The 21539-nt window shown below is 71.5% G+C and carries 17 protein-coding genes; 12 read left to right on the top strand and 5 right to left on the bottom strand.

Features of this window, described 5'->3' with window-relative positions; genetic code table 11:
• The first annotated feature begins 377 nt into the window (after positions 1-377).
• Positions 378-5630 (top strand): glycosyltransferase family A protein, encoded by a 5253-nt coding sequence (locus KHC19_RS14300; RefSeq protein ID WP_213353049.1) that lies wholly within the window; start codon positions 378-380, stop codon positions 5628-5630.
• Between the two features lie 53 nt (positions 5631-5683).
• Entirely contained in the window at positions 5684-6454 is a 771-nt protein-coding gene (locus tag KHC19_RS14295; RefSeq protein WP_213353048.1) for a glycosyltransferase family A protein, read from the top strand.
• Between the two features lie 19 nt (positions 6455-6473).
• Here the strand turns inward: KHC19_RS14295 and KHC19_RS14290 are convergent, their stop codons facing one another.
• A complete protein-coding gene (locus KHC19_RS14290) occupies positions 6474-6812 on the bottom strand; it encodes a hypothetical protein (RefSeq protein ID WP_213353047.1) in 339 nt (112 codons plus the stop codon).
• 344 nt (positions 6813-7156) lie between these two features.
• Here KHC19_RS14290 and KHC19_RS14285 point away from each other — a divergent pair, with 344 nt between their 5' ends.
• A complete protein-coding gene (locus tag KHC19_RS14285) occupies positions 7157-7495 on the top strand; it encodes a hypothetical protein (RefSeq protein ID WP_213353087.1) in 339 nt (112 codons plus the stop codon).
• Between the two features lie 9 nt (positions 7496-7504).
• On the top strand, positions 7505-8323 hold the full coding sequence (ku, locus tag KHC19_RS14280; RefSeq protein ID WP_213353046.1) for a non-homologous end joining protein Ku: 819 nt from the start codon (positions 7505-7507) through the stop codon (positions 8321-8323).
• Between the two features lie 15 nt (positions 8324-8338).
• Here the strand turns inward: ku (KHC19_RS14280) and ligD are convergent, their stop codons facing one another.
• Both ligD and ku (KHC19_RS14270) read right to left on the bottom strand, forming a co-directional pair.
• Positions 8339-10927 (bottom strand): DNA ligase D, encoded by a 2589-nt coding sequence (gene ligD / locus KHC19_RS14275; protein ID WP_213353045.1) that lies wholly within the window; start codon positions 10925-10927, stop codon positions 8339-8341.
• A 7-nt stretch (positions 10928-10934) separates the two neighbouring features.
• Positions 10935-11816 (bottom strand): non-homologous end joining protein Ku, encoded by an 882-nt coding sequence (ku, locus tag KHC19_RS14270; protein ID WP_213353044.1) that lies wholly within the window; start codon positions 11814-11816, stop codon positions 10935-10937.
• 233 nt (positions 11817-12049) lie between these two features.
• Here ku (KHC19_RS14270) and KHC19_RS14265 point away from each other — a divergent pair, with 233 nt between their 5' ends.
• The 7 genes from KHC19_RS14265 (at position 12050) to KHC19_RS14235 (ending at position 18735) form a co-directional block, all read left to right on the top strand.
• A complete protein-coding gene (locus KHC19_RS14265) occupies positions 12050-12844 on the top strand; it encodes a substrate-binding periplasmic protein (protein WP_213353043.1) in 795 nt (264 codons plus the stop codon).
• A complete protein-coding gene (locus KHC19_RS14260; RefSeq protein ID WP_213353042.1) occupies positions 12784-13389 on the top strand; it encodes an SCO family protein in 606 nt (201 codons plus the stop codon). Before KHC19_RS14265 ends, KHC19_RS14260 begins: the two co-directional genes overlap by 61 nt.
• A gap of 17 nt (positions 13390-13406) precedes the next feature.
• A complete protein-coding gene (locus tag KHC19_RS14255; RefSeq protein WP_246548884.1) occupies positions 13407-14501 on the top strand; it encodes a cytochrome-c peroxidase in 1095 nt (364 codons plus the stop codon).
• A gap of 101 nt (positions 14502-14602) precedes the next feature.
• A complete protein-coding gene (locus tag KHC19_RS14250; protein ID WP_213353040.1) occupies positions 14603-15949 on the top strand; it encodes an LLM class flavin-dependent oxidoreductase in 1347 nt (448 codons plus the stop codon).
• Positions 15950-15952: 3 nt separating this feature from the next.
• On the top strand, positions 15953-17359 hold the full coding sequence (locus tag KHC19_RS14245; protein ID WP_213353039.1) for an FAD/NAD(P)-binding protein: 1407 nt from the start codon (positions 15953-15955) through the stop codon (positions 17357-17359).
• A gap of 22 nt (positions 17360-17381) precedes the next feature.
• Entirely contained in the window at positions 17382-18242 is an 861-nt protein-coding gene (locus tag KHC19_RS14240; protein ID WP_246548883.1) for an NADPH-dependent oxidoreductase, read from the top strand.
• A 43-nt stretch (positions 18243-18285) separates the two neighbouring features.
• Positions 18286-18735: an Lrp/AsnC family transcriptional regulator gene (locus tag KHC19_RS14235; RefSeq protein WP_213353038.1), complete on the top strand. Its 450-nt coding sequence runs from the start codon at positions 18286-18288 to the stop codon at positions 18733-18735.
• A 25-nt stretch (positions 18736-18760) separates the two neighbouring features.
• Here KHC19_RS14235 and KHC19_RS14230 read toward each other — a convergent pair whose 3' ends face one another.
• Positions 18761-19957: an MFS transporter gene (locus KHC19_RS14230; protein ID WP_213353037.1), complete on the bottom strand. Its 1197-nt coding sequence runs from the start codon at positions 19955-19957 to the stop codon at positions 18761-18763.
• A gap of 114 nt (positions 19958-20071) precedes the next feature.
• On the opposite strand from KHC19_RS14230, the gene KHC19_RS14225 reads away from it, so the two are divergent.
• Complete coding sequence (locus KHC19_RS14225; RefSeq protein WP_213353036.1) at positions 20072-20851, top strand: AraC family transcriptional regulator; 780 nt, start codon at positions 20072-20074, stop codon at positions 20849-20851.
• Between the two features lie 9 nt (positions 20852-20860).
• On the opposite strand, the gene KHC19_RS14220 is transcribed toward KHC19_RS14225, so the two are convergent.
• The gene (locus KHC19_RS14220; RefSeq protein ID WP_213353035.1) at positions 20861-21469 is read right to left on the bottom strand and encodes a TetR/AcrR family transcriptional regulator; all 609 of its coding nucleotides are present in this window, start codon (positions 21467-21469) and stop codon (positions 20861-20863) included.
• Positions 21470-21539: the final 70 nt, after the last annotated feature.

Raw genomic sequence — 21539 nt, 5'->3', positions numbered from 1 at the left:
GGCGCATCCAGGAAGGTTCGGTTCGTGCCTGTGGCGAGCGGCCGGAGATCTGCCGCCGTCCGCAGCGCTGCGACGGAATGGCGACGGATCATGACGTTCGTAAATCACCAAGGGTAATCTGTGAGATGACGCTGATGTTTAGAGAGCGGTGAGGGAGACCGCAAGCCGGGGCGCGACATGGGCGTGACAGGGGCGCGCGCCGCGGGCCTCGCCGCCGCGCGGCCGCCCGCCGCGGTGGTGCCGGACCTCCTGCCGAACCCGTTGCCGGATCTGCGTTTTCGCGCGCGGCGCCAGGGGCGGTCGGGAGGGCGCGTGCGGCTGCTTGGTTCTGGCGACGGCTGTTGCTATAGCTGGCAGCGGCTTGCGAGGAGTTGTTCATGCTGATTAAGGGTGATGTCAACGGCGTCCGGCCTACAGGGGAAATCTGGGGCTGGCTGCTCGACGCTGATTCACCGGACACCTCGCTGATCGTCCGCATCTCGATCGCGGGCTACGAATTCGAGATCCCCGCCGACGTCCATCGGCCGGACATCGCCAAGGGCTTCGGCGGCCACGGCAATCACGGCTTCGTCTTCGTGCCGCCGCCGTCCATCCCGCCCGGGCAGCACGAGATCGAGATCATCGCGGCGGCGGATGGTTCCGTGGTGCCGCGCGGCCAGTTCACCCTGAATGTCGGCGAGCGCGACGGGCGCCTGCGGGCGCGAATCGCCACCTTCACCGCCGAGCGCATCACCGGCTGGGCCTATGATTCGGAAGATCTCGGCCAGTCGCTGGTCCTGCAGATGTTCGTCGACCACAAGCCGACGAGGGACGTGGCCTGCGACGTCGTGCGCAAGGACGTGGACGGCCAGGCCGGCACGGCGTTGCGGGTCGGCTTCCACACCGGCCTGCCGCTCGAATACTGGGACGGCGAGACCCATCGCCTGACCCTGAAGGAAAGCAAGTCGGGCCGCCTGATCCATGACGGCTGGCTGCGCACCGACAAGGCGAAGTTCACGGTGAAGGGCCGGACCTTCTATGGCGAGGTCGCCGAGTTCGGCCCCGCCGGGGTCTCCGGCTGGGTCACCGACATGGACCGGCCGCTCACCGTCGAGCTGGAGATCGACGGCATCCTCGTCGACCGCCAGGAGGCCGCACAGTCGGTGCAGCTCGACACGCGGCGCAGCGCCGGCTTCCGCTTCCATGCGCTGCCGGCCGGCATCTTCGACGATGCCGAGCATCGGTTCGCCGTCTATGTGCTGGCGGGCGAGCGGGTGGCGCTGGGCTCGAAGAAGCTAAAGCTGTCCCGCACGGACGCGCCGAGCCTGACGGGCGAGGTGCAGCCGGCGGCCGAGGGCCGGCTGGCCGGCTGGGCCATCGAGGTCACCGCGCCGGAGCAGCCGGTGGAGCTCAGCCTCGTCGTCGACGGGGTCGAGGTGCAGACCGTGGCCACCCGTCCCGCCGGCGAGCCGCGCGGACGGTTCGAGTTCAGCCTGCCGGCCACCGCCACCGCCGACAGCTGGCTGACCTCGCGCATCGAAATCGCCAATCTGGCGCGCGGCCTGACGCTGGCGCTCGGCAGCCGCCAGCCGGTGCTGGACAGCCTCGTCGCCCGGCTCGAAACCGATGCGAAGGGCGAGGTCGTGCTGGTCCTCACCTCGGGGGCGCCGATCCCGTCCGGGGTGACGGCGGAACTGCTGGAGGACCAGACGCCGCGCCACGGCGTCGAGCTCGCGGTGGAGGAAAATCCCTTCACGGCGCGCGGGCGGCTCGGCCGGATCGATGCCGGCAAGGCGCTGTCGCGGCTGACGCATCTGCGCATCGGTGCGCATGTCCTCGCGCTCGCCGGGGCCCCGGCCGGCGCCGAGGTAGCGCCGCCGCCGCAGGGCTCGCCCGGCCGCGTTCCCGCCAATGCGCTGCCGGTGCTCAGCCCGCGCGTGCGCCAGCGCCTCAGCGATCTCGCCCGTGGCGCCGCGACGCCGGAGGGCGATGTCGCCCGGCCGGATTTCGCCGGCGTGTGGCGTTTCGCGCCGCCCGCCATCGTCGAGGGCTGGGCGGTGGACCTGTCCAATCCCGCCGATCCCCTGGAGATCGAGCTGCTCGTCGACGGCGCGCCGGTGCTACGCGGTTTCGCCAGCCTGCCGACCCAGCCGCGCGAGGCGCAGTTCAAGTTCGAGCTGCCGGTCGGCTTCCGCTTCGACCTGTCGAGCCTGAACCTGCGCAAATCCTCCCTCGCTCTGGTGGAGGCGCGGATCGTCGGCGGCGGCGCCCTGGTGCCGGATCGCCCGCAGGTGGTCGATCTCGCCAGCATCCGCGTCACCGTCGGCCGCGTCGGCGAGATCGACGCGCTGGTCTCGGCCGGCAAGGTGGCGGAAGCCTGGCTGGTCGCCCGGTCGATCGCCCGCGGCGGCGGCCGTGCCGCGCTGCACCGCTTCCTGGCGCTGGATTTCGCGCTGCGCACGCGCTGGCACGATTACGAGGCCTTCCTCGCCCAATGGGCGGAGGGTGCCGCGCGCGCCTTCGTGGCCGCGCTCACCGAATCCTGGCGGCTGCGGGTGATCGAGGCGCAGGTCGACGGCACCGATCTCGCCGGCCGCGGCGATCTGCCGGCCGTCTATGCGCCGCTGCTGGCCGCCGTGGCGCCGGCGCAGCCGGTCGCGGCCCCCGCGGCCTTCGACGCCGCGGGCCTGTGGACGAGCCTGGCGCAATTGCCGACGGACGACGAAGGCGGTCCGGCCCCCGGCGAGGTTGCCATCCTGGTGCCGCGCGCCGCTCCTGATGCCGGGGAGCGCGCGCATCTTGCCGCTCTGGCCGGCCTCGGCTGCCGGGTGATCGCCACCGCCGAGGCCCCGGATCAGGAGGCCGGTGCGCTCGCGCGCTTCGTCGAGGCGTCGGCAAAGGGATGTCGCTGCTTCGTGGTGCTGCGCGAGCCGCGCCGCCTGCCGGTGCCGGCGCTCGGCTATTGGCCGCGCCTGCTGGCCGCCGGCGGGGCGGGGATCGGCTCGGCCGTGGCGCTCGCGCCGGCGCCGGCGGATCTGGTGTCGACGGGCAATCTGCCCCGCACGCCGGATGGCGCGGTGCGGATCTGCGCCGATGTGCGCAGCGCCGTCGAGGCGCTGGCCGGGGAGACCCTGCCCCTGGCGGCCGCCGCCTGGGCCGGGCCGGAATTCCCGGTCGGCGTCGAGACCGTGCCGGTGACGGCCTCGGCCGGCCCGAGCTGCATCGTCGTGCATGATTTCGCCGCCGGGGCCGAGCTGGCGCTGCCGGCCGGCGCGCGGGTGGTCGCGCTCGCCAGCATGGCCGAGGCCGACGGTCTGTGGTCCGGGCTGCTGGCGGATGGCGTGTCTCCCGCGACCCCGGTCGTCGCGATGACCCGCGCCTACGGCTACCCGGCGGACTATGTGTCGCGTTGCCGGCGCGAATTCATCATGGCCGGCGAGCGCTCGGTGGCCACCAGCGCGCTGCGCTACGCGCCGGCCTCGGGGGAATTCTCGCTTTCCGCCAATTCGGCGGTGCCGACCTGCTTCCTCGGCCTGCGCGAGCGCGGCTGCTACCGGCTGTCGGATCTTGTCGAGACGGCGCGGCGCTTCGACGCGAAGGAGGCCGCCGGCATCGTCATGGCGACCGAGCATCCCTTCCGCGTGGTCGGGGAGGGCGATTCGGCGCTGGCGCTGGTCAATGATGCGGCGGCCCGGCCGCTGCTGCGGCACTTCGCGGAATCGGTGACGGCGCGGGAAATGGGCTTCGCCGCCCATGTGCTGGAGAACTGGGCCGGCGCGGCGGAAGCCGCCGGCATGATGCAGCCGCCCGTCCATGTCGACGACGTGGCCCTTGTCAGCGCGCTGGGGCTCGGCGCGGAGGCGAGCGGCGAACTCGCCCGCGCGCCGGATTTCTTCACGCGCCTGCAGGGCTGCGCCCGCCGCGGCCACCTGGCGGCGGTGGAGGCCTATCTGCGCGATCGGCTGGCCCGGCCGGCCGAGCTCCCCGCGCTCGACGACGAGGCCATTCTCGGCCTGCTGGAATGCTGCAAGGCGGTCGGCCTGCAGGAGGTCGCCGGCCGGGCCTTCGGCCTGCATGTCGCGGGACTGGCGGCCCGCTCGCCCGATCTGGTGCTGCCGCTGTTCGAGGCGGTGGCGATGGCGCTGCCGCCGGCCGACATCACGGCGGTGCTGATGGCGAGTGCCGCCGAGGTGCTGCTGCAGCCGCATGACCGGGCGGTGGCGCGGCTGGTCGCCGCCTGCGGCCGCTACGCCTCGGCCCGCAGCATGGCGCTGCTGGTGGGCATGATCGAGCGTTCGCCGCACCGGGGCGTTCTCGACGACCCGGAGGTGGGCAGCCTCATCGGCGCCGCGCTGGCCGGCGTCGATGCCGACCAGCTGCCGCTCGAATACCGCAACGACGAGGACGCGGCGGTGCGCTTCACGCCGTCGCTCCCCGACCGGCTGATCGCGGCGCTGCTCGCCGGCGACGCGCCGCGCTTCACCCGGCTGGTGAACATGCATTTCGCCGAGCATCGCGATGCCGGCCAGCTTCTGGCGCAGCTGCGCACCTATACCTACGAGATCAGCCGGCTCGGCATTCCCGCCGGGGCGATCCGCTATCCGGCCGGCGCCTCGCCGGAGCGGATGCTGGCGCTCGCCATCCTGTTCGACGACCGGGTCGCCATTCGCCATTTCGACGGCGCCGGCATCGACAGCCTGGAATCGACCAACGACGCCAACGGCATCGTCGCCGCCAGCTATCACCGCAACATGCGGCCGCTGGAGCGGGCCCTGGCGCGCTGGGGCCTCGATTACGGCGTGGCGCCCCTGTCCTTCGCCGGCGAGGACATCGTCGGGCTGTTCGAGAATTTCGCCCGCCAGCCGCTGCCGCCCCCCGCCGAGGAGGAGCCCGGCCGCATCAGCGTGATCGTCACCGTGTACAATCCCGATCCGGTGCTGCTGGCCGCCTCGCTCGATTCGCTGGCGCGCCAGACCTATCGCGACATCGAGATCATTCTGGTGGACGACGCCAGCGACGAGGTGGATCCCGAGGCGATCGAGCAACTGGCGACGTGCGATCCGCGCATCCGCTTCCTGCGGCTGCCGCGCAATTCCGGCCCCTATGTCGCCCGCAACCGCGCGCTGGAGATCGCCACCGGTGCCTTCGTCGCCATCCATGACGGCGACGACTATGCGCATCCCCAGCGGCTGGAGGTGCAGGCGCGGGCGCTGGCGCGCTCGCCGATCCTCAAGCTCTGCACCACCGCGCATCTGCGCATCGATCGCCTCGCCCGGCTGCAGTTCGAGCACACGCTGGAACTGCTCGGCGACGGCACCATGACCTCGATGTTCCGCCGCGAGGTGTTCGAGGTGATCGGCGGCTTCGCGCCGGTGCGCTCGCGCGGCGACGTGGAGTTCCGCGAGCGGCTGGAGGCGGCCTATGGCGCCCACGCGCATGTGCAGGTCGAATGCCCGCTCACCTATTGCTTCGCCACGCCGGCGAGCCTGTCCAACGCGGTCAACCGCACCTTGCCGGGCTATCTCGCCTTGTTCCGCGATGCCTTCGCGCGGCGCGTGCGGGTGCCGGTCCTCGGTGGCCGGCGCGTCGACGAGGTCGCCGACGGCGTGCCGATCCCGTGGCCGCTGCGGGCGCAGAACCTCCTGTCGTGAGGATGGCCGTGCATCGCCCGCCCGTTCAGGACGCCTCGGCTCGGAGTGAGAACATGGAAAAGGTCATCATTGGGCTCACCTCGATCCGGGCCCGCCAGGACAAGCTGCATCTGACGCTGGCGAGCCTGCTCGCGCAGGACTACCCGGATTTCGAGATCCGGGTCTTCACCTCGCCCGAGCCGCATCTCCTGGACGAGGGAATGGGGGAGGTCCCGCCGGACTGCCGGCAATGGGTGGCCGACGGGCGGCTGAAATGGTTCCGCGTGCCCAATTCCGGCCCGTACCGCAAGCTGCTGCCGATCCTCGCCGATCCGCAGGCGCAGGGATCGCTGATCGCCACCGCCGACGACGACACCATCTATCCCGCGCACTGGCTGTCGACGCTGGTGCATTATTATCGCCGGCACCGCTGCATCATCGCCTTCCGCGGCCACCGCATGGTGAAGGGCGAGGGCAGCTTCCTGCCCTATCGCTACTGGACCAGCCAGACCATCACCGAGAATCCGAGCGTGTTCCTGCTGCCGACCGGCAAAGACGGGGTGCTCTACCATCCGTCCTTCTTCCATCCGGCCGTGCTCGACATGATCACCGCGATGAAGGCGGCGCCGACGGCGGACGATCTCTGGTTCAAGTGGCACAGCGCCGTCTATGGCGTGCCGGTCTATGTGGTGCACCCCGACTACCGGCTGGCGAGCCTGCCGGACACCAATGAGGGCGCCTCGCTGTTCCGCGACTTCAATGACGGCGGCGCCAATGACGGCGCCATCGCCGCGCTGGAGAAATATGCCGACGGCAAGCTCGGCATGACGCTGGCCCGGCTGTAGGCAGCGGCCGGGCGCTTTCTCAGAGCGAGGCGACGTGCAGCGGTTCGGGGCGGGCCGGGGCGAGATGCGCCAGCTGCTCGCAGGGCGGCGCGACCCGGCCGTCCTCTTCCCCGGCGCGGGCCAGGGAGGCGCCGGCCGACACCGGCGCGGCGACGGCCGCCGAGGCGGTCAGCCGGTTGTAGGAGCACAGGGCCTGCGAGAGGAAGGCCGCCCCCGACAGCGACAGCCCGAGCATCAGGCAGGCCACGAAGCGCGGCCCGAGGTCCACGCGGGCGCCCACGCGGGCCTCGGCGTGTACGGCGCGAGAGTGCGGCTGGCCGAATTCGAGGCCGTCGATCGTCATGGGCTGGGTGTTCATGTCCGCTATCCGTGCTGTCCCTGATCCATGACCGGCATCATAGGGCATGTGCCGTTGGGGCATTAGCCGGCGCAAACGGCATGGACTTATGTCCGCCGTTCATGAATTCGGCCCGGTTCCGCGGTGATTGATGCCGTCCGCCACCGCCGTGCCGGACATGGGCCGGGGGCAGGGCCCGTCACGGCAGCGGGCATTGCCGGCAAAAGCGTCGTTTCCGAACAGACCGCTTGCGTGGCCCGCGGCATGGGTGAGCGCGAAAACGATCCGCCCGGCATCGCCGGAGGCATGGAACGAAGGCGGCGGCGGATCGTTGTTGCCGAACGGATCGAAGGAGGCCGATCCCCATGTCGAACACGTCCCTGCTCCATGCCGACCGCCTGCGCGAGGATATTGATCGCGGCCGCGGCGGCGACAAGGTGCCGTTTCCCGATCCCGCCGCCGCGCCGCTCGGCACCGATGACGAGGCGGCCGGAACGCCCCCTTCCCGGCCGGCGGTGGCGAGGGCCCGCGCACAGGAGCTTCGCCCGCCCTCCGGCGAGGCGCCGGGCGTCACCCATGAAGCGCCGCGCGGCTATGACGACAATCGCGGCGGCGCCTCGCCGCTTCCCTTCGTCGCGCGCGTCATCTTCTGGCTGGCCGCTATCATGGTATTGGGTGGCCTCGTGGTGGCCTGGATCGATTGAGGTGGGGCGATGGCGCGGCGTAGCTTCTGGAAGGGCTATCTCAAGCTGTCGCTGGTCACCTGTGCGGTGACCATGGAGCCGGCGACTGGCGAGGGCGGGAAGATCCGCTTCCACACCCTCAACCGCGCCACCGGCAACCGTGTCGAGGCGCGCTATGTCGATGCCGTCAGCGGCCGCGAGGTGCGCGAGGAGGACGAGGCGAGGGGCTATGAGCTGGAGCCCGGCCGCATCGTCTACCTGGAGGACGACGAACTCGACGCGGTGGCGCTGGAAAGCACGCGCACCATCGACATCGACATGTTCGTGCCGGCGGATTCGATCGGCTCCATCTGGTTCGACAAGCCGCATTTCCTCGCCCCGGCCGACGAGGTCGGCGCCGAGGCCTTCGCGGTGATCCGCGAGGCGATGGCGGCGTCGCGGATGAACGGCATCGCCCGGCTGGTGCTATATCGGCGCGAGCGGGCGGTGATGCTGGAGCCCCGCGAGCGCGGCATCGTGCTGTGGACGCTGCATTATGGCGACGAGGTCCGGCCGGCGGCCGACTATGTGGGCGACCGGCCCGCCCGCAAGCCCGACCCGGCCGCCCTGGAGCTGATCTTCGAGCTCATCGAGGCCCGCATGCGCGACTGGGATCCCTCCATGGTCGGCGACCCCGTGCAGGAAAACCTGCGCAAGCTGATCGCCGCCCGCAAGAGCAAGCGCCGGGCTCCCGCCAAGCGGAGGGAGGAGCCGGCCGGCGAACCGGCGCCGACGGGGGGCAATGTCATCAGCATCACCGAGGCGCTGAAGCGCAGCCTCGCCGCCGAGAAGGCCGCGCGCCGCGGCTGAGCGTTCGCCGCCGGCTCATCGCCCCCGCTTCGCGGCCGGCAGCGCCGCCGCGGCCGGGCGGAAATCCTCCCAGGGATCGGTCGCGAGCTCGGCCAGCCGCGTCGGGGCGTTGTCGAGCGTGAACTGCGCGGCGCCGGTGATCTGGTCGAGTTCTTCCCACGCCACCGGCATGGAGACCGCCGCCCCGGCGCGGGCGCGGGTGGAGAAGGGCGCCACGGCGGTGGCGCCGCGCGCATTGCGCAGATAGTCGACGAAAATCCGCCCGCCGCGCTTCGCCTTGGTGGCGACGGAGAGGAAGCGGTCGGGATCGTCGGCGGCCATGGCGTCGGCGAGCGCCTTGGCATAGGCCTTGGCCGCCGGCCAGCCCGCCTTGGGCGCCAGCGGCGCCACCACATGCAGTCCCTTGCCGCCCGACGTCTTCACGAAGGCCGCGAGGCCGTCCGCCTCCAGCCGCGCCCGCACCTCGCGCGCGCCCGCCACCATGTGCGGCCATCCCACCCCCTCGCCGGGGTCGAGGTCGAAGATCAGCATGTCCGGCCTTTCCAGCCCGCCCAGCGGGGCGCCCCAGGGGTGGATCTCCAGCGTGCCGGCCTGCACCAGTGCGATCAGCCCGTCGAGATCGCCTAGCGCGAGCAGCTTCTCGCCGCCCTTGTCCTTGGGATCGGCCACCTGGCGGATGGCCTTGTTGATGCCGCGCCAGGCGTGCTTCTGGAAGAAGCAGGCCTGCGCGATGCCGTCCGGGCAGCGCAGCAGCGCCAGCGGCCGCGCCACCACGAAGGGGGCGATGAAGCGCCAGACCTGCGCGTAATAGTCCGCCAGCCCCTGCTTGGTGACGCCGTCCTCCGGCCAGTAGAGCCGGTCGGGATGGGTGAGCGTCACCGCCGACGCCGGCGTCGCCCTGTCGGCCATCGGCTTGCCTCCCGTGCCCGCCTCTTCCCGCACCACCTCGGCGGCCGGCTTGTCCTCGCGCAGGCCGCGATTGGAAGCATGGCGCAGATGCCGGTCGCCGGTCCAGCCGCGAAACTCGACCTCGGCCACCAGCGAGGGCTCGACGAAGACGGCGTCGCGCCGCTCCTCCGCCGTCAGCCGCCCGGCAAAGGGGCTGGTGTCGCGGATCAGCGGCTGCAGGGTGCGGAACAGTTCTTGCGCCATGCGCTGGGAATAGCCGGTGCCCACCCGCCCGACATGGCGCAGCCCGCCCTTTTCGAACACGCCCAGCACCAGCGAGCCGATGGCGCGGGGAGAGACGGAGGAGGGCACGTAGCCGCCGATCACGAATTCCTGCCGCTCGGCGCATTTCGACTTCACCCAGTCCTTCGAGCGGCCGGAGCGGTAGCGGCTGTCGCGGCGCTTGGAGACCAGCCCTTCCAGGCTGAGGCGGCAGGCATGGCGCAGCAGCGTGGCGCCGTCCTCCTCGAAATGCTCGCTGAAGCGCAGCGGATCGCCGGCCCCGGCGAACAGCTTGTGCAGCGCCGCCTTGCGGTCGGTCAGCGGTTCGCCGGTGAGGTCGCGGCCATCGAGATGCATCAGGTCGAAGGCGTAGAAGCGCATGCGCTCGCTGCGTCCCTCGGCGAGGTCCTGCTGCAGCGCCGGGAAGCTGGAGGCGCCGGTGCCCGTCTCCACCACCACCTCGCCGTCGATCAGCGCCGTCTCGGCCGGCAGCCGGGCCAGGGCGTCGGCGAGCGCCGGGCCGAAGCGCCCGGTCCAGTCCAGCCCGCCGCGGGTCAGCAGCGTCACCTGTCCGCCGTCGATCCGAGCCTGCAGCCGGTAGCCGTCGAACTTGATCTCGTGCAGCCAGTTCTCGCCGGTCGGCGCCCGCGCCACCAGCGTGGCGAGCTGCGGCGCCAGGAAATCGGGCAGCGCTTTCCGGCCCTTGCGGGCCGACGTCGCGCCCCTTGGCCTCGCCGTCGTCCCCGTCGTCTTGTCCGGCGCCTTGTCCGGCGTGCGCTCCGTTCCGGCTGATTTCGCCTTCGCCGGCGTGCCGGAGCCGTCGGACGCCTCGGGCTTCAGCCGCCCCGCCTTGGACGACCAGCCCGGCGCCTCGCCGGCGATGGCGTCGATGTCGCGGCCGGTCTTCACCGATTCCGGCCGCTCCTCCAATATGTCGGGGGCGTCGAGCGGGCGGGCGGCCTCGTCCTCGCCCTTGATGAGCAGCCAGTTGGTGCGGCTCTCGCCCGGCTTCCGGTGCATGCGGACGAGATGCCAGCGGCCGCCGAGCTTGCGGCCGTCGAGCGCGAATTCGAGATGCCCCTTCTTCAGCCCCTTGTGCGGGTCGCCGATCGGCGTCCAGCTGCCGGTGTCCCACAGCAGCACCGTGCCGCCGCCATATTCCCCCTTGGGGATGGTGCCCTCGAAGCTGCCATAGTCGAGCGGATGGTCCTCGACCTCCACCGCGAGGCGCTTCTCCCCCGGCACCAGGCTGGGCCCGCGCGTGACCGCCCAGCTCTTCAGCACCCCGTCGAGTTCGAGCCGGAGATCGTAATGCAGCCGGCGGGCGGCATGTTTCTGGATCAGATAGGCGTGCCCGACCTGCCGCGAGGCGCGCCCGCGCGGCTCGGGGGTGACGTCGAAACGGCGCTTGCGGCGATAGGTGTCGAGAGCCATGGAGCGCCTATCCCGCCTTCCTGCGCGGCGCCGTGCCCGCCTTGCGGGACGCGGCCCGGCGCGTCGGCCCGTGCGCCGGCTTGGCGGCGGATTTGCCGGTAGCGGCGGGCTTGTCCTCCACACCGGCGCTGCGGCGCAGCGCCTCCATCAGGTCGGTCACCTTCTCCGGCTTCCGCGCCTTGGGCGGCTTCACGGTGCGCCCGGCCGCCTTGGCCCGCACCAGCTCCACCACCGCCGCCTCGTAGCGGTCGTCGAAGCCGGCCGGGTCGAAGCGCCCTTCCTTGGTGGCGATGATGTGCCGGGCCAGCTTCAGCATTTCCTTGTCGATGCGGATCGGCGCGATGCCGGCGAAGGTGTCGTCGGCGTCGCGCACCTCATAGTCGAAGCTGAGCAGCGTCGCGGTTAGCATGTCCTCCTGGGCGCGCACCAGCACCGTGCGGGCGCGGCGGAACAGCAGCGCGCCCGCCAGCGCCGCGACATGGCGGCGTTGCAGCGCCTCGTGCAGCAGCGCATAGGCTTCCTGCGCCTCGGCGCCCGCGGGGGTCAGGTAATAGGGCCGGTCGAAATAGAGGTCGTCGATCTCGGCGCAGGGAATGAAGGCGCTCACCGCGAGCGTCTTGTCGCCTTCCGGCACCGCGGCGGCGATCTCGTCCGGCTCGAAGGTGACATAGCGCTCGGGGGCGACCTCGTAGCCCTTAACCTGGTCGTCGCGGGCGACTTCCTCGCCGGTCTCGCGGTCGACGAAGGCGCGCCGCAGCCGGTTGCCGGTCTTGCGGTTGAAGCCGTGGAAGCTCACGCGCTCGGCGGTCGAGACCGCGGTGTGCAGCGCCACCGGCAGGCTCAGCTCGCCGATCTGCAGATAGCCCTTCCACACGGCCCGGGGCGCCATCGTCGCTTCTCCTGCCCGATCTGCCACTCGATCCTAAACGTGGGGAGCGCGCCGGTGTTCCGGGCGAGGGCGGATTCCCCGCCCGGCGCGCGGCCGCGAGAAGGCGTTTCTGCAATCCGCCGGCCGATTTGGATCACTCCCTCGCGGGCGGGCGGCGAGAGAGAGGATTTTTCTCGCCGGGAGAGGGCAGGCTGTCGGCCTTGCGAAGGGAACCTTGGGGGATGGCGAGAGGGATGGTCGGCAAAGCTCTGTCATGCCGGGGGGCGGCGCTGCTGCTGGCGGCGCTCGTCCTTGCGGGGGGAGCCGCCGCGGAGGCCGAGCCGCCGCCGCTCAGGATCGGCGTCGCGCAGGTGCCGCCCAAGGCCGACATCCCGGCCGCGCGGCTCTATACGCCGGACGGCTTCGATCTCGATCTGGCGGCCGAGATCGGCCGCCGCCTCGGCCGCAAGGTCGAGACGGTCGCCATCGGCGGCGAGGCGGGAGAGGCGCTGGCGGCCGGCCGCGTCGATCTCGCGGTGGTGCAGCCCGATGCGCCGGTCGCCGGTGCCGGTCTCGACGTCGTGCCGAGCGGCTACGCCACCGGGCTCACGGTGGCCATGCGCACCGATACCGATATCCGCAGCTGGGAGAACCTCGCCGGCCGCAAGGTCTGCGTGGTCGCCTCGAACGAGCGGGCCCGCCGGCTGGTGCGCGCCGCGGGCGGGCTCGAGATCGTCCAGCCGGTGCCGGCCCTCGCCCTGATGAAGGTGCGCACCGGCGAGTGCGACGCCGCCATCCATGACGCGGCGGTGCTGCACCGCCTGTTCGGAGAAGCCGAATGGAAGAAATTTTCTGCCACCCTGCCAGCGCGGGCCTCTACCTCGCTGGCGGTGCTGCTGCCGCCCGGCAACCCGCCTTGGGCCGGGGAGGTCCGCGCGACGCTCGCCGGGCTGGCGGATTCGCCCTTCTGGGACAGGAAGACCGAGGAATGGGCGAAGAACGTGGCGCTGGAGGTCTATCTCGAGCAGGACGCGCCCGACTGCCACTGATCGCCGCCGGCGTGCTGCTGGCGAGCTGCCTGCTGGCGTGGCTGGCGCCCGCCATGGCGCAGCAGGTGCCGTCGCGCTTCTCGCTCGTCACGCAGGACGGGCGGCCTCTCGACGAGAGCGCCTTGCGCGGCCGGCCCTATGTGCTGTTCTTCGGCTTCACCTCCTGCCCGGAAGTGTGCCCCACCGCGCTCTACGAGCTGTCGCAGGTGCTGGCGGAGCTCGGACCGGAGGCGGACCGGCTGAAGGTGCTGTTCGTCACCGTCGATCCGGCGCGCGACACGCCGGACCAGCTCGCCTCCTATCTCGGCGCCTTCGATCCGCGCATCACCGGCCTGCACGGCAGCGAGGAGGCGACGGCCGCTGCCGCCGCCGCCTTCAAGGCGACCTATCGCCGGGTGCCGCAGCCGGACGGCAGCTACACGATGGAGCACACCGCCGTGCTGTTCCTGGTCGATGGCGAGGGGCGGATCGCCGATGCCATCGACTATCGCGCCCCGCATGCGGCGCAGCTGGCGCGGCTGCGGCGGCTCCTCGGCACTTCGTGAGGCGGATCCGCCGGGGTTTGGCGGCCAACCTGCTGGCCGGCCTGCTGCTCGGGCTCGCCGGCGCCGTCGCGGGCGCCTTCGCCACGGTGGCCGATGCTCCCGAGAGTGGCGGCCTGGCGTCGCTGCGCGCGCTCTATGCCCGCCCGCCGTCGCAATGGCCGGCGCCGGACCTCCAGCCGGGCGCGCATTTCACCGAGTTCGCCCTGCCGCCGCCGGTGTCGCGATCCGCGCCGGCGCTCGCCCGGCTGGGGGCGGTGCTGTTCGCCGATCCGCGGCTATCGGCGTCGGGCGCGATCGGCTGTGCCGGCTGCCACGATCCCGCCCGCGGCTTCGCCGATCCGCGCCCGCCGCGTCCGGCGGCCAGCGGGGTGGCGCTGGCGCGCGAGGCGCCGGCGCTGCTTGGCGTCGCTCGCCGCCCGGCGCTTGGCTGGGATGGCGCCGGCCGCGACCTCGCCGCCCAGTCGCTGCGCCCGCTGACCCACCCCGACGAGATGGCGAATGCGGACCTGCCCGCCGTCGCCGCCCGGGTGGCGGCGCTGCCGGAGTACCGCCCCCTGATCCGCGAGGCCTTCGGGGAGGACGGGCTCGATGCCGGCCGTCTCGGCGCCGCGCTGGCCGCCTATGTCGCCGGCCTCGACGAGCCGGCCCGCTTCGAGGCGTTCCTCGCCGGCGACTACCGGCGGCTCACCGACGAGGAGATACGCGGCCTGCACCTGTTCCGCACCCGGGCCGGCTGCGCCAATTGCCACTCGGGGGCGGACCTCACCGATCACGGCTTCCACAATCTCGGCCTGTCCGCCTTCGGCGAGCCGCGCGAGGATCTCGGGCGCTACCGCGTCACCGGCCGGGCGGAGGATGCCGGCCGCTTCCGCACGCCGAGCCTGCGCCATGTCGGGCGCACCGCGCCCTATATGCATGACGGCCTGTTCCCGACCCTCGACGGCGTGGTGAATCTCTATGCCCGCGGGGGCGGAGAGGTGTGGGTGCGCAACGAGGCGGAAGCCGGACATCCGCTGCACGCCGCCGCGGCCCGGCGCGATCCGCTGCTGCGCCCGCTTGTCCTCGACGCCGCCGAGCGCGCCGCCCTCGTCGCCTTTTTGCGTGCCCTATAGTAGATAAAAATGATAGAATATATTGACAATGGCTCCGTTCAGTGGAGAGCTATGCCGAAACGCGCCCTCGGGGCCGCCATCGTCTCACAGGGTGAAGTTCCATGAGCCAGCGCCGCCAATTGTCCCTCAACCTCTTCGTCTATCCCGGCGGGCATCATGAGGCCGCCTGGCGCTACAAGGGCACCGACATCGCCCGTCTCAACGACATCGCCTATTACCAGGACCTCGCGAAGCGGGCCGAGGCGGCCACCATCGACTCGCTGTTCTTCGCCGACGGCCCGGTGCTCGCCGACAATATCCGCTACGCCGCCCGCTACCGGGTGGAGCCGATCACCTGGCTCGCCGCCATCGGCGCGGTGACGTCGCATATCGGGCTGATCGCCACCGCCTCGACCACCTATAACGAGCCCTACAACCTCGCCCGGCTGTTCGCCTCGCTGGACCATCTCAGCCATGGCCGCGCCGGCTGGAACATCGTCACCACCTCGCAGGCCGCCGCCTCGCAGAATTTCGGCCTCGTCGAGCATCCCGTGCATGCCGAGCGCTACGAGAAGAGCCGCGAATTCGTCGAGGTGGTCACCAAGCTGTGGGACAGCTGGGAGGACGGGGCCGTCCTCGCCGACCAGGCGTCCGGCCTGTTCGCCGATACCGACCGCATCCACGCCATCGAGCATATCGGCAAGCACTTCAAGGTGAAGGGCCCACTCAACGCCCCGCGCACGCCGCAGGGGCGCCCGGTCTATGTGCAGGCCGGCTCCTCGGAGGATGGCCGCTCCTTCGCCGCGCAATATGCCGAGGCGATCTTCACCGCGCACCAGACGCTCGGCAGCGCGCAGGCCTTCTACGCCGACATCAAGTCGCGCGCCGTCGCGCTCGGCCGCCGGCCGGAGCACATCAAGGTGCTGCCCGGCCTCAGCCCGTTCATCGGCTCCACCGAGGCGGAGGCGAAGGCGCTGGAGGAGGAGTTCAACGATCTCATCCAGCCGGAATATTCGCTGGGCCAGCTGAAGCGCATGACCGGCATCGACCTGTCCGGCTACGATCTCGACGGCCCGTTCCCGCGCCATCTGCTCGACATTGACGGCAACATCGGCGCGGCGAGCCGCTTCCAGCTCATCGTCGGCATTCTCGATCGCGAAAATCCGAGCATCCGCCAGCTCATCAACCGGCTGGCCGGCGGGCGCGGGCATTTCGTCCTCGCCGGCACGCCGGAGCGCATCGCCGACGAGATCCAGCTCTGGTTCGAGAACGGCGCCGCCGACGGCTTCAACATCATGCCGCCCTGGCTGACCGGCGGCTTCGACGCCTTCGCGCAGGAGGTCGTGCCGCTGCTGCGCAAGCGCGGCCTGTTCCGTACCGAATACAGCGGGACCACGCTACGCGACCATTACGGTCTGCCGCGTCCCGAGAGCCGCTTCGCCGGCCGCTCCCTGCGCGCCAGCGCCTGATCGATGACGACCGCGCATATCCAGAGCGTCGCCATACTCGGCGGTGGCTTCGCCGGGGCGGTGACGGCGCTGCGGCTCATCGCCGCCAGCACCGGGCAGCTCGATCTCACCCTCGTCGATCCCGCGCGGCTCGGCCGCGGCATCGCCTATGCCACCGGCGAGCCCGACCATACGGTCAACGGCTTCGCCGGCGGCTTCGCCCTGCATGCGGACCGGCCGGAGCACTTCCTCGAATGGCTGGCGGCCGAGGCGGAAGCGGGGCGCTGGGCGCCGTCGGTCGACGACCTCGCGCAGGCCTCGCCGCCACGCGCGCTCTACGGCGCCTATGTCGAGCGGGAGCTCCTCAACGCCGCCGCCCGCGCCGGCGAGCGGGTGCGCCTCGTCCATCGCCGCGACCGGGCGGTGGATTTCGACGGCCGCGTGGTGACGCTGGCCTCCGGCGCCTCGCTCGCCGCCGGGCGGGTGGTGCTGGCCACCGGGCTGCATCGCCGGCGGCCGGCGCTCGGGGCCGGCCTCGCCGCCCATCCCGCCTTTGTGGCGGACCCGTTCGCTCCCGGTGCTTTCGAGGGGGCGGAGCGGGCCGGCCATGTGCTGCTGCTCGGCGCCGGCCTGTCGATGCTCGATGCGGTGGTCAGCCTGGAGAAGCGGGGCTTTCGCGGCCGCTACACCCTCGTCTCCCGCAGCGGCCTCCTGGTGCCGCTGCGCCGCGAGGTGGCGCCGTGGCCGGGCACGCCGCAGGCGGCCGAATTGCCGCGCAATGCCGGCGAGGTGCTCGGCTGGATCCGCCGCGAGCGCCGGGCCGCCGCCGCGGCGGGCCGCGACTGGCAGAGCCTGCCGCCGCTGTTCCGCCAGCATGTGGGGGCGATCTGGGCCGGTCTCGCCGACCGTGACCGCGCCAGGCTGCTGCATCGCCTGCTGCCGTTCTGGAACCTCGCCATGCACCGGGCGGCGGCGCCGTCCTTCGCCTTCCTCGCGCGGGCGCGGGCCGAGGGGCGGGTGCACAGCCTCGCCGGCTCCGTCACCCGGCTTGACGAGGCGGGTGACGGCCTGCGCGCGACGCTGCGCCCGCGCGGCGGCGGTGCGCCGTTTCCCATCGAGGCCGATCTGGCGGTGGGCAGCCTCGGCTTCGAGTTCGACTGGACGCGTATCGACGACCCGCTGGTGAAGAACCTGCTGCGCCGCGGCCTCGCCGTGCCTCATCCGGTGGGTGCCGGCATCCGCGCCGACCGCGCGACGCAGGCGCTGATCGACATGGACGGCCGCATTTCCGATACGCTGTTCGCGGTCGGCCATCCGCTGCGGGGCGAATTTTTCGAGGCCAGCTCGCTCAACGAGCAGATCGCCCAGGCGACCCGGCTGGCCGCGGTCCTCGTGCGGGCGGACATGGCGGCGGTCCGCCAGGTCGCGTGATGCATTCTTCGGAGACGGATAGATGAACGAGATCACACCTGCCGGCCGCTTCCGCGACGCCGAGGCCGCCCCGGCGGCGCTGGACAAGCGCTATCGCGAGCCGGTCGCCTCCAGTCCCGCCGCGCTGCCCTGGAGCGAGACGCTGTCGGTGCTGCTCGGCCACCGCTCGGTGCGCGCCTTCTCGGCGGAGCCGCTGGCGGAAGGCACGCTGGAGGTGCTGCTGGCGGCGGCGCAGTCGGCGCCGTCCTCGTCCAACGTCCAGGCCTGGAGCCTCGTCTCCGTGGAGGACCCGGCGCTGCGGGCGAAGCTCGCGCAGATCGCCGGCGGGCAGAAGCACATCGAGACCGCCGGCCTGTTCCTGGTCTTCGTTGCCGACCTGTCGCGGGTGCAGCGCCTTGCCGAGCGCGAGGGGCTGACCACCGAGGGGCTGGACTATACCGAAAGCTTCCTCATCGCCTCGCTCGACGCCGCCTTCGCGGCGCAGAACGCGCTCACCGCGGCGGAATCGCTCGGCCTCGGCGCGGTCTATATCGGCGCGCTGCGCAACGACGCCGCGGCGGTCGCGCATCTCCTGAAGCTGCCGCCGCGCTCCTATGCCGTGGTGGGCCTCGCCATCGGCCGGCCGGAACCGGCGGTGGCGAGCGACGTCAAGCCGCGCCTCCCGCAGCCCGGCATCCTGCATCGCGACGTCTATTCCACCGCCGGCGAGGAGGATGTGCTCGCCCGCGCCGATGCCCACGCGCTCGCCTTCCGCGCCGAGCAGGGGCTCGACGCCACGCCCTGGACGCGGCTGGCGCTGCAGCGCCTGCATGCGGTCGCCTCGCTCAAGGGCCGCCACATATTGCGCCGCCAGCTCGAGACGCTGGGCTTCCCGTTCAAATGACAAGACCACCCCTGCGGATCGCCGGGGCGGGCCGGAATGGCTGATGGACAAGATCGACCACAAGATCCTGCGTATCCTGCAGGCCGACGCCTCCAAGCCGATCGCCGAGATCGCGCGGCTGGTGAACCTGTCGCAGACGCCGTGCTGGAACCGCATCCGCAAGATGGAGGCGGAAGGCATCATCAAGGGCCGGGTGGCGCTGGTGGATTCGCGCAAGGTCGGCCTCGGCCTCACCGCCTTCGTGGCGGTGGAAGCGGTCAACCACAGCCGCGAATGGGCGGCGAATTTCCGCCGCCTCGTGCAGTCCATGCCGGAGGTGATGGATTCCTACCGCATGGCCGGCGACATCGATTACCTGCTGCGGGTCGTGGTGCCGGACATGCAGGCCTATGACGATTTCTACAACCGCCTCATCGAGGGCGCCTCGCCCAAGAACGTGACCTCCCGTTTCTCGATGGAGGTGCTATCGTCGCGGACCGTCCTGCCGTTCTGACGGTGCCGCGCGACGCGGCCGGCGCCTATTTGCGCGCCTCGATGTTGGGCAGGAAGGCGGCGAGGATGCCGATCGCCGGCAGGAAGGCGCAGGCCTGGAAGACGAAGCCGATGCTGGTCCAGTCGGCCAGCACCCCCAGCAGCGCGGCGCCGATGCCGCCGAGCCCGAAGGCCAGGCCGAAGAACAGGCCCGACACCATGCCGACGCGGCCCGGCATCAACTCCTGCGCATAGACGACGATGGCGGAGAAGGCCGACGCCAGGATGAGGCCGATCACCACGCTCAGCGCCAGCGTCGCCGTCAGCCCCACATGCGGCAGCACCAGCGAGAAGGGCAGCACGCCGAAGATCGAGGCCCAGATGATCGCCTTGCGGCCGATGCGGTCGCCCAGCGGGCCGCCGATCAGCGTGCCCACCGCGACGGCGGCGAGGAAGACGAACAGGTAGAACTGCGCCTGCTCCTCCGACGCCCCGAAATGCTGCATCAGGTAGAAGACGTAGAAGCTGGTGAAGCTGGCGAGATAGAACCATTTCGACAGCAGCAGGCAGACCAGGATCGTGATGGCGCCGCCGACCTTGCGCCGGCTGAAGCGAGGAATGAGGGTGGAGGGGCCGCCATGCGGGCGCGCATGCCCGTTGGCCTTGTACCAGCTGCCGAGGCCGGTCAGCAGGATGATGCCGCCCAGCGCCGCCAGGGTGAACCAGGCGAGGCTGGTCTGCCCGCGCGGCAGCACGAAGGCGGCGAGCAGCAGCGGCCCGAGCGCGCTGCCGATATTGCCGCCGACCTGGAAGGTCGATTGCGCCAGCCCATAGGCGCCGCCGGAGGCGAGCCGGGCGATGCGCGAGGATTCCGGGTGGAAGATCGAGGAGCCGATGCCGAGCAGCACCGCCCCCACCATCAGCGCGGCGAACGAGCCGGCGAAGGCGAGCACCAGCAGCCCCAGCAGCGACATGCCCATGCCGAAGGGCAGCGAATAGGGCTGCGGCCGCCGGTCGGTGTAGAGCCCCACCATCGGCTGCAGCAGCGAGGCGGTGACGTTGTACACCAGCGTCAGCAGGCCGATCTGCGCGTAGTTGAGGTCGAAATTGCTCTTGAACAGCGGATAGGCCGCGATGAAGAGCGATTGCAGCATGTCGTTCAGCAGGTGGCACAGGCCGGCGGCGCCGAGCACCAGATAGGCGGCGCGGCTTTGCGGCGTGCGGTCGGCGGTGATGTCGGACATGGCGAAACGCTCACTCTGGTTCGCGCCGCGGGCGGCAGGGGCGCTGCCGCTGTCTTAGCCGATGGAATGCGGCCCGCTACTGCGTTAAGGTCAAATTCTTACGCGAGTGGGCCAATGAGATCGAGCGATGGCGTCGAACGCGCCTTCACGGAGGTGGCGCGCCCGGTGATCGCGCTGGGGCGCGATTACCCGGACGGGCATGTCATCGAGCCGCACTGGCACCGGCGCGACCAGCTTCTCTACGGCTCCACCGGGGTGGTGCTGCTGGCCACCGCCGGCGGCGCCTGGGTGATGCCGGCGGAGCGAGGCATGTGGATTCCGGCCGGCGTGGTGCACGATGTGCGCATCATGGGCATGGTGCGGATGCGCAGCCTCTATGTCGAGCCGGGCGTCATCACCGGCATGCCCGGGCACTGTCAGGTGCTGGGCATCACGCCCCTGATGCGCAGCCTTCTGGCCGAGGCGGTATTCGTGCCGGCGGAATATGACCCGCGAGGACGCGATGGCGCGCTGATGGCCTTGGTCCAGCACGAGATTCCGCGCCTGCCGGCCTTGCCGCTGTCGCTGCCGCTTCCCGGCAGCAAGGCGCTGGCCGGCCTCTGCCGCGCCTTCCTGCATGCGCCGACGCCGCATGCGCGCATCGATAGCTGGAGCGAGGCGGTCGGCATGAGCCGGCGTACCTTCACCCGGCTGTTCCGCCGGGAAACCGGCCTCAGCTTCGTCGCCTGGCGCCAGCAGGCCTGCGTGATGGCGGCCTTGCCGCGCCTCGCGGCCGGGCATCCGGTGACGGCGGTGGCCATCGATCTCGGCTATGACAACCCGGCGGCCTTCACCGCGATGTTCAAGCGCATCCTCGGCGCGCCGCCGGCGGCCTATATCGGGCGGGACGGCTGAGCGCCGCGTTCAGCCCGGTGCGGCGCCTTCGCCGGCCGGCGCCAGATAGCCATGCGCCAGCACCTTCTCCAGCGCCTGCCGCGTGGTGCCGCAGGCCTCCGCCCGGTTCAGCACCCAGGCGAGGCCCAGCGCGCTCAGGAACAATTCGTTCGCCGATACCGTCGGCCGGGCATGCCCGTCCCGCTGCGCGCGGCGGAGGAACTCGTCGGTCAGCGACACCAGCGCGTTGCAGGAGAGGCAGAGCGGCGATTCCTGCTCCTTCACCGCCGCCAGCACCGGCGCCGGCAGGCCGTTGAAGCTGCGCAGATAGTCCTGCAGCGCCGTGAGCCAGGCACCGAGCGCGGCGCCGGAATCGGCGATCGCCCGCGCCTGCTGCGCCTGCGCCAGCAGCTCCTTCTGCCGGTCCTGCAGCGCTGCGGCCAGCAGCGCCTCGCGGGAGGGGAAATGGCGGTAGAGCGTGCCCGCCCCGACCTCCGCCTCGCGGGCGATGTCGTCGAGCGAGGCGTCGATACCCTCAGCCGCGAAGCGCCGCATCGCCGCGCGCAGGATGCGCTCACGGTTGCGCCGCGCATCGGCGCGCAGCCGGGACGGTTCGCCGCTCACGACATCGGTATCCATGCGCTTTCGCCGCTCGCCCCTGTTGACGGAATGTGGAGACAGTCTCCATATAGCATCCATGTAAATGGAG

Source organism: Ancylobacter oerskovii, assembly GCF_018390555.1.
In the GTDB taxonomy this organism is placed as follows: Bacteria; Pseudomonadota; Alphaproteobacteria; order Rhizobiales; family Xanthobacteraceae; genus Ancylobacter; species Ancylobacter oerskovii.
The sequence above is the reverse complement of the archived record's forward strand: the minus strand, read 5'-3'. Positions and strand labels throughout refer to the sequence as shown.

Excerpts from the sequence above, each read along its gene's own strand:
- KHC19_RS14300 (WP_213353049.1), top strand. The coding sequence starts at position 378 with ATGCTGATTAAGGGTGATGTCAACGGCGTCCGGCCTACAGGGGAAATC.
- KHC19_RS14295 (WP_213353048.1), top strand. The coding sequence starts at position 5,684 with ATGGAAAAGGTCATCATTGGGCTCACCTCGATCCGGGCCCGCCAGGAC.
- KHC19_RS14290 (WP_213353047.1), bottom strand. The coding sequence starts at position 6,812 with ATGAACACCCAGCCCATGACGATCGACGGCCTCGAATTCGGCCAGCCG.
- KHC19_RS14285 (WP_213353087.1), top strand. The coding sequence starts at position 7,157 with ATGTCGAACACGTCCCTGCTCCATGCCGACCGCCTGCGCGAGGATATT.
- ku (WP_213353046.1), top strand. The coding sequence starts at position 7,505 with ATGGCGCGGCGTAGCTTCTGGAAGGGCTATCTCAAGCTGTCGCTGGTC.
- ligD (WP_213353045.1), bottom strand. The coding sequence starts at position 10,927 with ATGGCTCTCGACACCTATCGCCGCAAGCGCCGTTTCGACGTCACCCCC.
- ku (WP_213353044.1), bottom strand. The coding sequence starts at position 11,816 with ATGGCGCCCCGGGCCGTGTGGAAGGGCTATCTGCAGATCGGCGAGCTG.
- KHC19_RS14265 (WP_213353043.1), top strand. The coding sequence starts at position 12,050 with ATGGTCGGCAAAGCTCTGTCATGCCGGGGGGCGGCGCTGCTGCTGGCG.
- KHC19_RS14260 (WP_213353042.1), top strand. The coding sequence starts at position 12,784 with ATGGGCGAAGAACGTGGCGCTGGAGGTCTATCTCGAGCAGGACGCGCC.
- KHC19_RS14250 (WP_213353040.1), top strand. The coding sequence starts at position 14,603 with ATGAGCCAGCGCCGCCAATTGTCCCTCAACCTCTTCGTCTATCCCGGC.
- KHC19_RS14245 (WP_213353039.1), top strand. The coding sequence starts at position 15,953 with ATGACGACCGCGCATATCCAGAGCGTCGCCATACTCGGCGGTGGCTTC.
- KHC19_RS14240 (WP_246548883.1), top strand. The coding sequence starts at position 17,382 with ATGAACGAGATCACACCTGCCGGCCGCTTCCGCGACGCCGAGGCCGCC.
- KHC19_RS14235 (WP_213353038.1), top strand. The coding sequence starts at position 18,286 with ATGGACAAGATCGACCACAAGATCCTGCGTATCCTGCAGGCCGACGCC.
- KHC19_RS14230 (WP_213353037.1), bottom strand. The coding sequence starts at position 19,957 with ATGTCCGACATCACCGCCGACCGCACGCCGCAAAGCCGCGCCGCCTAT.
- KHC19_RS14225 (WP_213353036.1), top strand. The coding sequence starts at position 20,072 with ATGAGATCGAGCGATGGCGTCGAACGCGCCTTCACGGAGGTGGCGCGC.
- KHC19_RS14220 (WP_213353035.1), bottom strand. The coding sequence starts at position 21,469 with ATGGATACCGATGTCGTGAGCGGCGAACCGTCCCGGCTGCGCGCCGAT.